A 13,725-nucleotide genomic window follows, 5' to 3' on the forward strand; every position below is an offset into this window, starting at 1 on the left:
TAACTATACTCTTAGCTAGAGACTAAACAGCGATGCGGAAGTGGCGGAATTGGTAGACGCACCAGATTTAGGTTCTGGCGCCGCAAGGTGTGAGAGTTCAAGTCTCTCCTTCCGCACCATTATTCAGAACGGATTGTTTTTGACTATATGTCTAAATAAGTTGTTCGCTGTTGGGCTATCGCCAAGCGGTAAGGCAGCGGCTTTTGATGCCGCCATTCCCTGGTTCGAATCCAGGTAGCCCAGCCATACATTAAAGTGGCAATTATTTGAAAAAAGAGTTGGCACTAGAGCGGAGTTTGTATTATATTCTTCGGCTCTCAAGAGTGGCTACGTAGCTCAGCTGGTTAGAGCACATCACTCATAATGATGGGGTCACAGGTTCGAATCCCGTCGTAGCCACCATTTATACAACGCTGTTCCGACTTTACCAATTGTCGGCTTAGCTAAAGATTTGTTGCGGAAGTGGCGGAATTGGTAGACGCACCAGATTTAGGTTCTGGCGCCGCAAGGTGTGAGAGTTCAAGTCTCTCCTTCCGCACCATTATTTGATAATAACGTTTATTCGTTGTTTATCTGCAGGGCTATCGCCAAGCGGTAAGGCAGCGGCTTTTGATGCCGCCATTCCCTGGTTCGAATCCAGGTAGCCCTGCCACTATTACAGTGGCTTGTCTTTAAGACAAAACACAACGTTAAGATCGAGCTTTACCAATTGCTCTCTTAACTACAGAATTGATGCGGAAGTGGCGGAATTGGTAGACGCACCAGATTTAGGTTCTGGCGCCGCAAGGTGTGAGAGTTCAAGTCTCTCCTTCCGCACCATATTTTCTTTAGAAATAAAGAGTAGTGTGATTGACACTTTAAACAATCCTGTTGGGCTATCGCCAAGCGGTAAGGCAGCGGCTTTTGATGCCGCCATTCCCTGGTTCGAATCCAGGTAGCCCAGCCACTATTACAGTGACTTGTCTTTAAGACAAAACACAACGTTAAGATCGAGCTTTACCAATTGCTCTCTTAACTACAAATTGATGCGGAAGTGGCGGAATTGGTAGACGCACCAGATTTAGGTTCTGGCGCCGCAAGGTGTGAGAGTTCAAGTCTCTCCTTCCGCACCATCATTCTTTACTATTAAATTAGTAAAAATGGCTACGTAGCTCAGCTGGTTAGAGCACATCACTCATAATGATGGGGTCACAGGTTCGAATCCCGTCGTAGCCACCATTCATACAATGTTATTTCGACTTTACCAATTGTCGGCTTAACTAAAGATTTGTTGCGGAAGTGGCGGAATTGGTAGACGCACCAGATTTAGGTTCTGGCGCCGCAAGGTGTGAGAGTTCAAGTCTCTCCTTCCGCACCATTATTTGATAATGACGTTTACTCGTTGTTTATCTGCAGGGCTATCGCCAAGCGGTAAGGCAGCGGCTTTTGATGCCGCCATTCCCTGGTTCGAATCCAGGTAGCCCTGCCACTATTACAGTGGCTTGTCTTTAAGACAAAACACAACGTTAAGATCGAGCTTTACCAATTGCTCTCTTAACTACAAATTGATGCGGAAGTGGCGGAATTGGTAGACGCACCAGATTTAGGTTCTGGCGCCGCAAGGTGTGAGAGTTCAAGTCTCTCCTTCCGCACCATCATTCTTTACTACTAAGTTAGTAAAAATGGCTACGTAGCTCAGCTGGTTAGAGCACATCACTCATAATGATGGGGTCACAGGTTCGAATCCCGTCGTAGCCACCATTCATACAATGCTATTCCGACTTTACCAATTGTCGGCTTAGCTAAAGATTTGTTGCGGAAGTGGCGGAATTGGTAGACGCACCAGATTTAGGTTCTGGCGCCGCAAGGTGTGAGAGTTCAAGTCTCTCCTTCCGCACCATTATTCAGTGTGATTGACACTTTTAAACAATCCTGTTGGGCTATCGCCAAGCGGTAAGGCAGCGGCTTTTGATGCCGCCATTCCCTGGTTCGAATCCAGGTAGCCCAGCCAACACAACGTCTAGTTGATTCACCAATCATCAGCTAAGACTACAAATTGATGCGGAAGTGGCGGAATTGGTAGACGCACCAGATTTAGGTTCTGGCGCCGCAAGGTGTGAGAGTTCAAGTCTCTCCTTCCGCACCATATTTTCTTTAGAAATAAAGAGTAGTGTGATTGACACTTTAAACAATCCTGTTGGGCTATCGCCAAGCGGTAAGGCAGCGGCTTTTGATGCCGCCATTCCCTGGTTCGAATCCAGGTAGCCCAGCCAACACAATGTCTAGTTGATTCACCAATCATCAGCTAAGACTATAAATTGATGCGGAAGTGGCGGAATTGGTAGACGCACCAGATTTAGGTTCTGGCGCCGCAAGGTGTGAGAGTTCAAGTCTCTCCTTCCGCACCATCATTCAAAGGCTCAACGAGAAATCGTTGGGCCTTTTTTCTTTCCTGTCCTTTGTATGCCTGACTAACCCTTACCACCACGCGCGCTCCAAGCCGCTCCTACCGATACGTTTGTGGGTCAATCGATAACAGTTATCCAAAGTGAATAGCTCAGCCTTTACGAAGCTCAATGTAGACTCACCCTTATTCAAATAAAACGAGGATAATAACGGCACTTAACTAGTTATCCTCTCTGCCTTAAAGCGAACGTAGCGAGCCAACGGCTGCTATCATTTCCCTGCTTTAAAACACAACTGATCTACAGTGACGTTCTCACTGCTAGAAACCTCCGATTTGGAATTTCACTAGTAATATGATGAGTAATATAACGCAACAGAGAGTTCTATTAGGCTACTTAGATATATGATTTAACAGGAGGGATAAATCAACAGGGAGTATTGCAGGGTTTTAGAGGATACAGAAAAGAAAAAGCCCCTTTTCCTTTGAGAGAACCGGGGCTAGTGGTGGCAGTCAGAGCCTGTGTGGAGATCTTGAGAAATGAACACACTTCCGACTGACCTTTAGTAACTCAACTCGGCACACCAAAGCAGGAGTGAGAGAGAGAGCTTTGATAGCTTCTGTTAAGCTACTTTGCCGTAGCAAAAACCAACCCACGTCTGGGCATACTGGTCAATACTACTACTACTGCAGCAACGTTACTGCAGAGTTTGGCAACTGTTTTGCTTGAGCAAGGATAGAAGTCCCTGCTTGTTGCAAGATTTGACTCTTGGTCATTTGCGTCGTTTCCTTCGCAAAGTCCGTGTCTTTAATTCGGCTATTCGACGCTTCAACATTTTCTTGGATATTTGCCAAGTTATTGATCGTATGTTCGAAGCGATTCTGTTTCGCACCAAGATCCGCGCGTTGTGAATCAATATACTTCAACGCTGAATCAATAATACCGACTGCATTTTGTGAGCCAGCAACCGTACGTACGTCAATGTCATGTACTGTTGTATCGACTTTAGGTGCACCATTTAGGCCAAGGTCCGTCGCTAGACCACCCGAAATCGTCACCGCACCAAGATCTTCAACCTCTGCTTCTGCAAAGAAAACCTGCAGCTCGCCATTTTCGCTTACTGACGCCTGAAGCTGGTCGGTTTGACCATTGATGTAGGTCGCCAGTTGCTCGATATCATCGCCACCTTTAGCGAAGATTTCGATAGACACTGGGTCGCCTTCTTTATCATTGAAGTCAAATTTGATGTCACTCGCAGCAGGGTCAACCCCCCACAATGCGTCTTTACCATTGGTCGCAAAATACGATTGACCGCCCATACGATGATCATCTGCACGAATACTTGTCATCCCCATGATAACCGCTTCACCAGAAGCTGCGCCAATCTGGAATGATGCCTCTCCAAAGTGACCATTTAGCAGTTTACGCCCACCGAAAGAGGTCGTTTCTGCAATACGGTTCAGCTCTGCTTGTAGTGCTTCTACTTCATCATTGATGGCAATACGATCCGCACCCGTGTTGGTACCGTTTGCTGATTGGATCGATAGATCACGCATACGCTGCAGAATAGAGGTCGATTCATTCATCGCTCCTTCCGCCGTTTGTGCGATAGAAATACCATCATTCGCGTTGCGCATCGCAACGTCCAAACCACGCGACTGAGCCGTCAAGCGGTTTGAAATTTGAAGACCTGCAGCATCATCACGAGCACTGTTGATCTTATGTCCAGAAGACAAGCGTTCCATTGACGTATTAAGGTCATTCGATGCCTTGTTTAGGTAACGCTGTGCCGTCATGGCAGAAACGTTGGTGTTCACCGTAATGGTCATATTTTTGCTCTCCGAGTGAGTTCGCAACTCTTGATTGCGAAGCGGTCAGCTTTATCTCAATTGGAAGCACTGACCGTAAAATTACTTGCTAAACCTGATATCAAAAATATCGGTCAAGTTATTCATCGTCCGACTTACAATGCACATTGTATGCCAATTTTATTTTTGTCATTAAACAACAGTTTAATGTTGCTTTTCTTTTAATTCCCTATAGCAAAAGATCGAGTGAGGACGAACTTTGCCGCTTTGTTGCACCTTTGGCATCGCACAAAGGGCTAGAAACGAACTTCATTTTTACTTTCACTATTCGCTATAGGTAGTTAAACAAAGACAAGTCTTTTGTCTTACCGAATGCAAGCTGTGAGGCCTGTAATGCTCGGGAGTTTTCACTAAACTCAATCACCGCTTTTGAATAATCCAAGTCTTCAAAGTTACTTTTGGATTTCGCGAGCGACATTTGAAAATCTTTATGCTGGTCTTCTTGAATATCGAGTGTACTCAATCTAGTACCCACTTCTGTTCGCGTTTGTCCCAAATGAACAAATGCGGCAGAAAGCTCTTCTGTCGCTTGGTGTAGATGCGCTGTATTTGATGCATCTGAGACAGAACCTTCGGCATAATCAATGGCGTCTTGCAGCGCATCGAACACGCTGAAGGCTTCACGGCGTCCAAGTTCGACTTGATCGCCAGCAGCTATCTGACCACGAAACTGGATAGTAAGGTCATTAAACTCAATACCGGCACTTGGGTCGTAAATATCAGCTTTGACCGCAACGCCATTCTGCTCAAGCTGATAACCAAATTGCCCATTACCCATATCCACAAACGTCACGTTATACACCGACAAATCACTGTTATTGGTGTTTTCAGCGCGCTCGAATAACAATTCAGAACCAGAAACCAAGTTGTAGCTCGCTGAGTAATGACCGTAGGGATTCGGTATCTCCATGAACACTTTGCTACCGGGGTCATTCATCGCTATCTCCATATTGTTGGAGATCTTCATTTTGCGCTGATAGTCATCACCCACGTAAGTGACTCGCCCATCGGCATCTCGATAAAAAGGTTGGTAGCGAGGCTTTGTGCCCGCAAAAATATAGTTACCCGACTCGTCTTGCACATTGACCAAGTTGAGAAAGTTACTTGTTAGCTCCTGGAGGTCCTGCTTTTTGGCCGTTCGATCTTGAGGGGAATACGCACCATTAATCATCTCCATCACACTGCGCTTCGCAGAGTCTGTAAATTGCTCTGCGTTGTCTAACAGCACCTCTTCATGATTAAGACGGTTGCGCGACAGCGTGATCCCTTCTATGTAGTGGCCAAGCTGAGTATCTTGTTGAGAGATACTCTGAATGTAATGCGAGGCAAGCGGATCATCGCTTGCCTGAACCAACTGCTTGCCCGACGCAAGTTGAGCATGATTCTGATGAATCTTTCCCTCTTGGCGGCGCATATCATTTTGCACTGACTGGTAGTTGTGAAAGCTTGAAATTCGATTCAACATGACTCTCTCCTATCAGCGCAATGCCAAAATGGTATTAAAGGTGTCGTTTGCGGTCTGCATAACGCGTGATGAAGCCATATAGGCTTGCTGAAACTTCATCATATTTGCCGCCTCTTCATCCAGGTTTACCCCAGAAATCGCTGCAATACGCTCTTCAGCTGCCTGCTTTTCCATTCGCGCCATATCCGTTTCACTTGATGCCATCGAGCTCTTCATCGCCAAATCTGTGTTCAGGTTGTGATAAAGACCAATCAGCGTTGTCTCTCCATCATCCATCACCTTTTCTGTCTGTAGATTCTGGATTTTACGCAAGTTGCCGTTGTCACCTTCCGCAGCGTTCAAATTCGCGGTGAACTTATCATTCGGTAAAGCTCCTTCTGTAAGTTCAAACACGGTTCCGCCTACCGTCACTTGACCACCTGGCGGATAAGCCTGTGGAGGCAGCAAAATATGCCCTCTCGTGTCTGTCACGGCAAACTCATTACCTTGTGGTGAGACGACAACTTCAAATTCTTTTATCGTGCCCACGTTGACAATTTTGAAGTCAGCTTGACCCTGTGCATTCGTCGTTGATGCTTGGAAACTCTGTGCGGCAATATCACCAGGATCCGAGGTGGTCATCTTGATTTCACCCGCAGCATGACGTGTTGGTCGAATGAACAACTTTTCACCCTGTGCCATGCCCTGCCTCACTTCCACTCTCAATCCATCAAAGTGTAACTCTTGACCGATAGGAGCGATGACTGCCTCTTCTCCTAGCGGGTTAATCACATGGTATTGTCCATTACTGAACTGCACCGAATACTCACCACCTCGCAGCTGCGAGATATCGTCTATAAACACCACCAGCTCTGATTGCGTATCCTTTGCAGCCACCACACGAGCTTTGGCTGCTGCCTCACTGTTCACATCAGTGAACAAAGGTTTACCGACTTGCCCTTTCAGATCTAAGCCTTGGCTTTGTAGATCATTAACTTGATATGAAAATGCGGCTGCGACACGACCAATTTCATCGAGTAGCAAAGGAATGTGCTCATCTCGAGAGGTTAAGATCGCGCCAATTTTGCCATCAATATCTTTTTCAGAAATGGCTTTAATGCCTTTTCCTTCCACCATAGCAAGTCGACGTTGATGCACATCGGGATGACCATCAATCACTTTCAATTCGCTGGCTTCCGTGCCAGAAACTAGGGTGTGGCCGTTGCCAATCAGCACGTTGAAGCCTTCGCCATTAGCGCGATTGGTCACTGTCACCTTGGTAAATTCAGACAGCTCTTCAATCAGCTGATCATGCCTGTCCATCAGATCATTGTGTGGGCCGGGCGTGCGCATCATCAGTCGGTGCAGATCACGAATCTCGATACCGATTTGATTCATACGCTCAACACCCACATCCAATTTACGATTCAACTCGCCAGCTTGCAGGCGCACACTCTCATGAAACTCATTGAGGTTATTGGTCACCATTGCCGCTTGGTCGATAACAACCTTACGTGCACCCACGTCGTTTGGGGTGTCCGCCAGTGTTTTAACTGAGTTGAACCAATCATTAAGGTTTTCAGGGATTTTCCGCGCTGATACCGATGAGGTCAGTTGTGACATCATCTCTAAGTTTTGCTCAACATCTGCTTTGGCAGCATAGTTGGTGGTGGCAATCTGCTTCTCTTTAACGGCAAACTGATCCCAAGAGCGGCGAACATTTTCCACATGCACACCCATCCCGTATGACTGGCCACCAAACTGACGTGGGTGTGCCGTCCCTTGAATGACTGACTGACGGCTGTAGCCTTCAGTATTCGCATTCGAGATGTTATGACCTGTGGTGTTCAGTTGTCTCTGAGCCGTAAGAACACTTTGTGAACCTACATTCAGAAGATCTGACGCCATGCTGCCCCCGGGAGATAAAAAACAAAAATTGCCACTATAGCGCTAGATAAGCAATTTAGATGCCAGGTTTTTAAATCAGTTAATGTGATTGATTTTACGATAAAAAAATAGACAAAAGCCTGCATACGCAGGCTCTTGGAAAAGTGATTACATTTGATCGATTCGGCGCTTAACGCTCATGACTTTATCGACATACTTGGGATCGGTTGCATAACCCGCTTGGTGAATGCCGCGCATGAAAGCTTCAGAGTCGCCTTGGTGGCTCTGCAATGCCGTGTTGTATCGTGGATTACGCTCAAGAAATTGAACATAGTCATCAAAGCTTTGCTGGAAGCTATCATATGAACGGAAAGCAGCACGCTCTTGAACAGGTACACCAGAATGATATTCCAATGTTTGAGTCGCCATCTTATCTCCCTGCCAGCTTCGGTCTGCTTTGATGTTAAACAGGTTGTTACTACTACCACGCCCGTTTTGAATGACTTTTTGTCCCCAGCCTGTTTCTAACGCAGCTTGTGCAATCAATACTGATGAATCCACACCCAAAGCCTTCGCTGCTCGGTCCGCATATGGCTGCATCGCAGAGACAAAACTTTCCGGAGAATCAAATGAGTTAGATTGTGTTTCTGTCGTTTTGGAAACCGCTTTAACATCGGCAACAGCTTGAGCTTGCTCTTTCTCAACTCGATTTTGCGCGTATATTTTTTTATCTTGTTGAACACGCTGCATCATCTCTTCAAAGTTCTCTTGAGGCGCTGCGGCATTTGGGTTTTCGATGCTACCCGTACTCAACTGAGCAACGATCATATCTGCTAAGCCCAGAGAGCCATTGGCACTCATCTCTGATGCCATCTGCTCATCAAGCATCTGACGGTAAAAGCTTTGGTTCTGGCTGTTCATCAAATCTGATTCAAAGTCAGCATTCGCCTCACGCATAGATTTAAACAGCATTGATGTGAAAATCGCTTCAAATTGCTTAGCTGCCGCACTCAACGCCGCTTGTTCATCGCCTTCAGTGCCCTCTACTGCATTTTGACGCAGACGGTCTAGACCTGAAATATCGTGGATGAAGCCTATATCGTTTCCGTTGTTAATCATCTTTATGCCTATCTCACTAAATAATGATTAACTGGCCTTCAATCGCACCAGCTTGTTTCAATGCTTGAAGAATGGCCATTAAGTCAGAAGGGGCTGCACCGACCTCGTTTACCGCGCTTACCAGGTCATCCAATGTCAGGCCTGGCTGGAAGTTAAACATTGAGCCTTGCTTCTCGGTTACTTCGATATCGGAATCTGGAACCACAACCGTTTGACCACCAGCAAAAGCATTCGGCTGGCTGACATTGAGATTCTCTTTGATGGCGACCGTCATACCGCCATGCGTGACAGCGGCAGGCTTAAGACGCACATGCTGCCCAACCACGATCGTTCCAGTACGTGAGTTGACGATGATCTTTGCCGAGCCATCTGCCGGATTAAATTCAATATTTTCTACTGCTGATAGGAAAGCAACACGCTGACTGATGTCACGCGGAGCACGAACTCGAATTGACGTTGCGTCCATCGCGTTTGCCATGTTTGGCCCTAAGAAGTTATTGATCGCATCAGCCATGCGCTGAGCTGTCGTAAAATCAGACTGCAGTAAGTTGAAGGTGATATGGTCACCTCGGCTAAACGGTGACGGGATTTCTCGCTCTACCATCGCACCACTAGAAATCATGCCTGCCGCTGGGTTATTGCCAACCACTTTTGAACCGTCAGCGCCAGACGCACTAAAGCCACTGACCACTAGGTTGCCTTGAGCCACTGCATACACCTGACCATCAAGACCTTTAAGCATGGTCTGCATCAAAGTACCGCCACGTAGGCTTTTTGCTGAACCAATTGAAGAGACTGTGACGTCAATCGTCTGACCTTGTTTGGTAAACGCTGGAATTTCTGCCGTGACCATAACAGCGGCAACATTTCTTGTTTTTGGCTTAGTGCCTGGCGGCAACTGAATGCCGAAGTTTTGCAGCATGGCATTGAAGCTTTGGTCCGTAAACGGCGTTGATTCACCGGTACCTGGTAAGCCTGTAACAAGACCGTAACCAACGAGTTGGTTGCTACGTACACCAGCAACCTGCGCTACATCCTTGATACGAGCTGCATGGGCCTGTGCTACTGTTAGCACGAGCGCTATTAGGACTAAAACAAACTTCTTCATTACGATACCGCTAAAAGATAACTTCAACCACTGCCACCGGCAGACCTTACATGGTTACATTAAAAAATCGTGCCAAGAATCCAGGCTCTTGCATATCTTGGTTCGTTCCCGTACCTGAGTATTGGATTCTTGCGTTAGAAATTCGTGTTGAAGCAATGGTATTGTCAAAGCCGATATCATCTGGACGAATTGTGCCGCTTAAACGGATGTATTCGTCACCGGTGTTCAGTGTCAACCACTTTTCACCACGAATGATTAGATTGCCATTCGCTAGCACCTCAATTACTTCAACGGTGATCGAACCCGATAAGCTGTTACTTTGGTTTGCTGCTGCGCTGCCACTGAAATTGTTGTCGTTACTCATTTCGTAAGAGAAGTTGTAATTGCCAACATTCAACTCTTGGCCACCCACCATGAGCGGATCCATAGAGGCATCATTATTCTTGGAAAGATCGGCATCTGAGCTTTTCGCCGCTTTGGTTTTTTCGTCAAGCATCACAGTAATGATATCACCGAGGCCTCTTGGCTTAGTGTCATCGTATAGGCTGTTCAAACTTGCGGTATTAAACAAGGAGCCTGTTTCTGCCGCGTAGTGTTCTGGCTGGTGTTTTGGATGAATTGGCGCCCACGCGGGGTCACCTTGGACTGGATCAGTTCGGCGACGTAATACATCCACGAGGCCACCGCTTTCGTCTTGGCTACCTTCTACCGCATCCACATCCGTCACGCCGGACACATCTTCCGGTGTCTCTGGTGATTGCATACCAACACAACCCGTCATTAGCACGGCAAAAACACAAGGTAATAAACGCTTCATCATCTTAGTCACCGACTTACAGCTGTTGGTTCACGAAGCTCATCATCTTATCGACGGATGAGATCACTTTGGAGTTCATTTCGTAAACGCGCTGAGCTTCAATCATATTAACCAGCTCCTCAGTCACGTTAACGTTCGACGTTTCCAACATTGATTGACGAACACTACCAAAACCATCTAACCCAGGCACACCCTCCTGTGGGTCTCCACTCGCACCTGTTGGCAAGTAGAGGTTTTGACCAATGGGTTCAAGGCCACCAGGGTTAATGAAATCAACCGTCGTAATCTGACCTAGCACTTGGTTGTCTTGTTGACCGCGAATTCGCACTGATACTTCACCATCATTGCCGACAGTAATGCTGATGGCATCATCTGGAATCTCAATTTCAGGCTCTAGCGTGTAACCAGCACCAGAGGTAACAATTTGCCCCTCGCCGTTGACCGTAAACTGACCATTACGGGTGTAACCGATATTACCATCAGGCATCAATACTTGGAAAAAGCCATCACCCTCAATCATCAGATCCAGTGCGTTAGACGTCGTTTGCGTATTACCCTGAGTGTGCACCTTTTGTGTTGCCACAACTTTTGAACCCGCACCGAGCATTAGGCCACTCGGTAGCTCAGTGTTCTGTGACGACTGGCCACCAGGTTGATTGATATTCTGATAGAACAAGTCTTCAAATACGGCGCGGCTTTTTTTGTAGCCGATGGTCGATGCGTTCGCCAAGTTGTTTGAGATGGTTGAGATGTTCGTCTGCTGCGCATCTAAACCTGTTTTACTAACCCATAATGCCGGATGCATAGTATTCTCCTACCTTCCTAATTAGCTGCTGCGTAGTAGAGAGTCGGACGCCTTGTCCATCTCTTCTGCGGTACTCATCATCTTGACTTGCATTTCAAACTGGCGCTGTAAGTCAATCAGACTGGTCATTTCGCCTACTGCGTTCACATTACTGCCTTCAATAGCGCCTTTAAGCAGTGTCACGCCCGCATCAGCTTCATAAATTTGATTGGGATCTTTGGCTCTAAATAGGCCATTAGTATCTTTAAATAGGGATTGATTGTTGGTATTCGTCAGCTTAATTCGATCGACAATTTCAAGTGCGTCTGCGGGTGCGCCTTGAGGGACAACCGACACAGTGCCATCGGTACCGATTTCAACTTTGCTGATGGGAACAGGTAACGTAATAGGAGCATCATTCTCACCGAGAATAAGCTGACCGGCACTGTTCATAAGTAACCCGGTATCACTGACGTTCAGGTTACCATTACGAGTCAGACCTTCCTGACCCGTTTTGTCTAGAACAGATATCCAGCCATCACCTTGTACGGTGACGTCGAGATCTCGACCTGTGGTAATCACGCTACCTTGATTAAAACTGTGGCCTGGGCGTTCAGTCATGCTAAACACACGCGTTGGCAAACCCTCGCCGTACGCTTGCATCGAGCGTGCTTGCGCTAAGTCTGCGCGAAAGCCAGTTGTGCTTACGTTAGCTAAGTTATTCGCTCGCAGCTGCATTGCCTGCATATTTTGCTTTGCGCCGCTCATGGCGAGAAACAGTGAACGATCCATAAATACAGTCCTAACAATCAAAGATAATTGTAGGAAAGCAAATGACGTGCCAAAAAATTAAACTCAATATTTCATTGGTTTAGTGGGCATGAAGGAGAAAATAGAGAAGGATGGGCTTTGCCATGGGGGCAAAGCGGCAACAGGGTTAAACAAGCATTGCCGCTCGTTTAACCCAAGACAATCGCGAACTTAATGTCGAGCACTAAGCTCAAGTTGCATTAGCGGATCTGTAGGATATTCTGTTGCAACTGGTTATGAACTTCCAATGAGCGTGAGTTTGCTTGGAAATTACGTTGCGCAGAGATCAAATCAACCAACTCTTGCGTCATATCGATGTTTGACTGCTCTAGTGTACCGTTACTGATACTACCGAATGAACCTTTGTTAGATTCACCCCAGATTTTGTCACCTGAGAACTGCGTTGAATCCCACTGTGTGCCGCCTTTCTTATCAAGACCTTGTTCGTTAGGTACACGTACCATAGCGACACGGCCAAGCGTTACGTTTTCACCATTAGAGTATGTTGCCAAGACGCTACCGTACTCATCAAAGTCAATCTTAGTCAGGAAGCCTGTTGTAGCACCGTCGTCTGTCATCTTAGTGATTTCAAATGGCGCGGCAAACTGAGTTGACTCTTGCAGGTTAAAATTCAACGTCTGCGCAGGATCAGCACCGTTAAGGTCAACACCCGCAGCACCCAATTGTTCAGTAATCACTGGATTTCCGCTGTTGATAGTATCGAGAGTACCATCGTTGTTAAACGTCATTGAGTGACCAACATGACCCGTTGGGGTGGTAACATCACCGTTCTGAATGTCGACAGGCTTTTCACCTGCTGAATCCGTGACTGTGTAGTACTTCTGCCAAGTATTCGGACTGTTTTGATCTTTCAGGTAGTAAGTCGTCAGCTTGTAAGCTTGCCCCATCGAGTCATAGATCGTCGAAGATGTTGCACGGTTATACGTATCTGGATCAGTATGATCAAACATGAGTGGGTTTTTCGTTTCTGCATTCGCAGGAAGGTTTACACCCACTTCAATGTTTGAACTCATTTTTGGTTTGCCAAACTCTGGCGGAATATTCAGTGGACCCGGCTCATAAGACAGTACTTCACCAGTCTCACGATTCACATCATAACCTAAAAGAAACTGATCGTTTGAGGAGACGATATAGTTGTCTTTGTTGATATGAAACGCACCATTACGTGTCAGCTCATTTTGCTGAGGAATAAACTTCTCTTTGGCAACCGCAAAGAAGCCCGTTCCCTGAATACGCAAATCAAGCGGGTTGTTAGTATAAATACTAGACCCTTCGTGGAACTGCTGTGCCACTTTCTGTGCTTGTGCACCCTGTCCTGGGGTTGTTTTCGCATTCGTGAATAGTGATGTAGAATACACATCACCAAACTCAGCACGAGACTCTTTAAAGCCGAACGTGTTGGCGTTCGCAATGTTGTTACTGGTTGTGTTTAAGTCTAATTGAGCAGCAGATAAACCACTCAAAGCTACATATGACATTCCAA

General features: G+C 46.5%; 9 protein-coding genes and 18 tRNA genes. 18 read left to right on the top strand and 9 right to left on the bottom strand.

Annotated elements, in window-relative coordinates:
* The first annotated feature begins 34 nt into the window (after positions 1-34).
* The 18 genes from GT360_RS10470 (at position 35) to GT360_RS10555 (ending at position 2,387) form a co-directional block, all read left to right on the top strand.
* Positions 35-119: transfer RNA gene (locus tag GT360_RS10470), tRNA-Leu, on the top strand.
* A 52-nt stretch (positions 120-171) separates the two neighbouring features.
* Positions 172-246 (top strand) — tRNA-Gln (locus GT360_RS10475).
* A gap of 79 nt (positions 247-325) precedes the next feature.
* Positions 326-402 (top strand) — tRNA-Met (locus tag GT360_RS10480).
* Positions 403-456: 54 nt separating this feature from the next.
* A tRNA-Leu gene (locus GT360_RS10485) sits at positions 457-541 on the top strand.
* 36 nt (positions 542-577) lie between these two features.
* A tRNA-Gln gene (locus GT360_RS10490) sits at positions 578-652 on the top strand.
* 82 nt (positions 653-734) lie between these two features.
* Positions 735-819, top strand: a tRNA-Leu gene (locus GT360_RS10495).
* Positions 820-871: 52 nt separating this feature from the next.
* Positions 872-946 (top strand) — tRNA-Gln (locus tag GT360_RS10500).
* 81 nt (positions 947-1,027) lie between these two features.
* Positions 1,028-1,112 (top strand) — tRNA-Leu (locus GT360_RS10505).
* 29 nt (positions 1,113-1,141) lie between these two features.
* Positions 1,142-1,218, top strand: a tRNA-Met gene (locus GT360_RS10510).
* Positions 1,219-1,272: 54 nt separating this feature from the next.
* Positions 1,273-1,357, top strand: a tRNA-Leu gene (locus tag GT360_RS10515).
* A gap of 36 nt (positions 1,358-1,393) precedes the next feature.
* Positions 1,394-1,468, top strand: a tRNA-Gln gene (locus GT360_RS10520).
* An 81-nt stretch (positions 1,469-1,549) separates the two neighbouring features.
* A tRNA-Leu gene (locus GT360_RS10525) sits at positions 1,550-1,634 on the top strand.
* A gap of 29 nt (positions 1,635-1,663) precedes the next feature.
* Positions 1,664-1,740 (top strand) — tRNA-Met (locus GT360_RS10530).
* 54 nt (positions 1,741-1,794) lie between these two features.
* Positions 1,795-1,879, top strand: a tRNA-Leu gene (locus tag GT360_RS10535).
* A 36-nt stretch (positions 1,880-1,915) separates the two neighbouring features.
* Positions 1,916-1,990, top strand: a tRNA-Gln gene (locus GT360_RS10540).
* A gap of 50 nt (positions 1,991-2,040) precedes the next feature.
* Positions 2,041-2,125, top strand: a tRNA-Leu gene (locus GT360_RS10545).
* A gap of 52 nt (positions 2,126-2,177) precedes the next feature.
* A tRNA-Gln gene (locus tag GT360_RS10550) sits at positions 2,178-2,252 on the top strand.
* A gap of 50 nt (positions 2,253-2,302) precedes the next feature.
* Positions 2,303-2,387, top strand: a tRNA-Leu gene (locus GT360_RS10555).
* 680 nt (positions 2,388-3,067) lie between these two features.
* Here GT360_RS10555 and GT360_RS10560 read toward each other — a convergent pair.
* From GT360_RS10560 to flgE, 9 genes are all read right to left on the bottom strand, one after another.
* Entirely contained in the window at positions 3,068-4,213 is a 1,146-nt protein-coding gene (locus GT360_RS10560) for a flagellin (protein WP_164648815.1), read from the bottom strand.
* 310 nt (positions 4,214-4,523) lie between these two features.
* Positions 4,524-5,717 carry a flagellar hook-associated protein FlgL gene (gene flgL, locus GT360_RS10565; RefSeq protein ID WP_164648816.1) on the bottom strand — a complete coding sequence of 398 codons (1,194 nt, stop codon included), beginning with the start codon at positions 5,715-5,717 and terminating at the stop codon, positions 4,524-4,526.
* A 12-nt stretch (positions 5,718-5,729) separates the two neighbouring features.
* Positions 5,730-7,604 (bottom strand): flagellar hook-associated protein FlgK, encoded by a 1,875-nt coding sequence (gene flgK, locus GT360_RS10570; protein WP_164648817.1) that lies wholly within the window; start codon positions 7,602-7,604, stop codon positions 5,730-5,732.
* A gap of 147 nt (positions 7,605-7,751) precedes the next feature.
* Entirely contained in the window at positions 7,752-8,702 is a 951-nt protein-coding gene (flgJ, locus tag GT360_RS10575) for a flagellar assembly peptidoglycan hydrolase FlgJ (RefSeq protein WP_164648818.1), read from the bottom strand.
* A gap of 16 nt (positions 8,703-8,718) precedes the next feature.
* Complete coding sequence (locus tag GT360_RS10580) at positions 8,719-9,810, bottom strand: flagellar basal body P-ring protein FlgI (protein WP_164648819.1); 1,092 nt, start codon at positions 9,808-9,810, stop codon at positions 8,719-8,721.
* 46 nt (positions 9,811-9,856) lie between these two features.
* Positions 9,857-10,627 carry a flagellar basal body L-ring protein FlgH gene (flgH, locus tag GT360_RS10585; RefSeq protein WP_164649644.1) on the bottom strand — a complete coding sequence of 257 codons (771 nt, stop codon included), beginning with the start codon at positions 10,625-10,627 and terminating at the stop codon, positions 9,857-9,859.
* 16 nt (positions 10,628-10,643) lie between these two features.
* On the bottom strand, positions 10,644-11,432 hold the full coding sequence (gene flgG, locus GT360_RS10590) for a flagellar basal-body rod protein FlgG (protein ID WP_164648820.1): 789 nt from the start codon (positions 11,430-11,432) through the stop codon (positions 10,644-10,646).
* 21 nt (positions 11,433-11,453) lie between these two features.
* Positions 11,454-12,203, bottom strand: coding sequence for a flagellar basal body rod protein FlgF (locus tag GT360_RS10595; protein WP_164648821.1), 750 nt, complete (start codon positions 12,201-12,203; stop codon positions 11,454-11,456).
* 218 nt (positions 12,204-12,421) lie between these two features.
* Positions 12,422-13,720 carry a flagellar hook protein FlgE gene (flgE, locus tag GT360_RS10600; protein ID WP_164648822.1) on the bottom strand — a complete coding sequence of 433 codons (1,299 nt, stop codon included), beginning with the start codon at positions 13,718-13,720 and terminating at the stop codon, positions 12,422-12,424.
* Positions 13,721-13,725: the final 5 nt, after the last annotated feature.

This window comes from Vibrio astriarenae (assembly GCF_010587385.1).
Classification (GTDB): Bacteria; Pseudomonadota; Gammaproteobacteria; order Enterobacterales; family Vibrionaceae; genus Vibrio; species Vibrio astriarenae.

Coding starts and splice junctions, on each gene's coding strand:
- flgJ (WP_164648818.1), bottom strand. CDS start 8,702: ATGATTAACAACGGAAACGATATAGGCTTCATCCACGATATTTCAGGT.
- flgK (WP_164648817.1), bottom strand. CDS start 7,604: ATGGCGTCAGATCTTCTGAATGTAGGTTCACAAAGTGTTCTTACGGCT.
- flgG (WP_164648820.1), bottom strand. CDS start 11,432: ATGCATCCGGCATTATGGGTTAGTAAAACAGGTTTAGATGCGCAGCAG.
- GT360_RS10580 (WP_164648819.1), bottom strand. CDS start 9,810: ATGAAGAAGTTTGTTTTAGTCCTAATAGCGCTCGTGCTAACAGTAGCA.
- flgH (WP_164649644.1), bottom strand. CDS start 10,627: ATGAAGCGTTTATTACCTTGTGTTTTTGCCGTGCTAATGACGGGTTGT.
- flgL (WP_164648816.1), bottom strand. CDS start 5,717: ATGTTGAATCGAATTTCAAGCTTTCACAACTACCAGTCAGTGCAAAAT.
- GT360_RS10560 (WP_164648815.1), bottom strand. CDS start 4,213: ATGACCATTACGGTGAACACCAACGTTTCTGCCATGACGGCACAGCGT.
- flgE (WP_164648822.1), bottom strand. CDS start 13,720: ATGTCATATGTAGCTTTGAGTGGTTTATCTGCTGCTCAATTAGACTTA.
- GT360_RS10595 (WP_164648821.1), bottom strand. CDS start 12,203: ATGGATCGTTCACTGTTTCTCGCCATGAGCGGCGCAAAGCAAAATATG.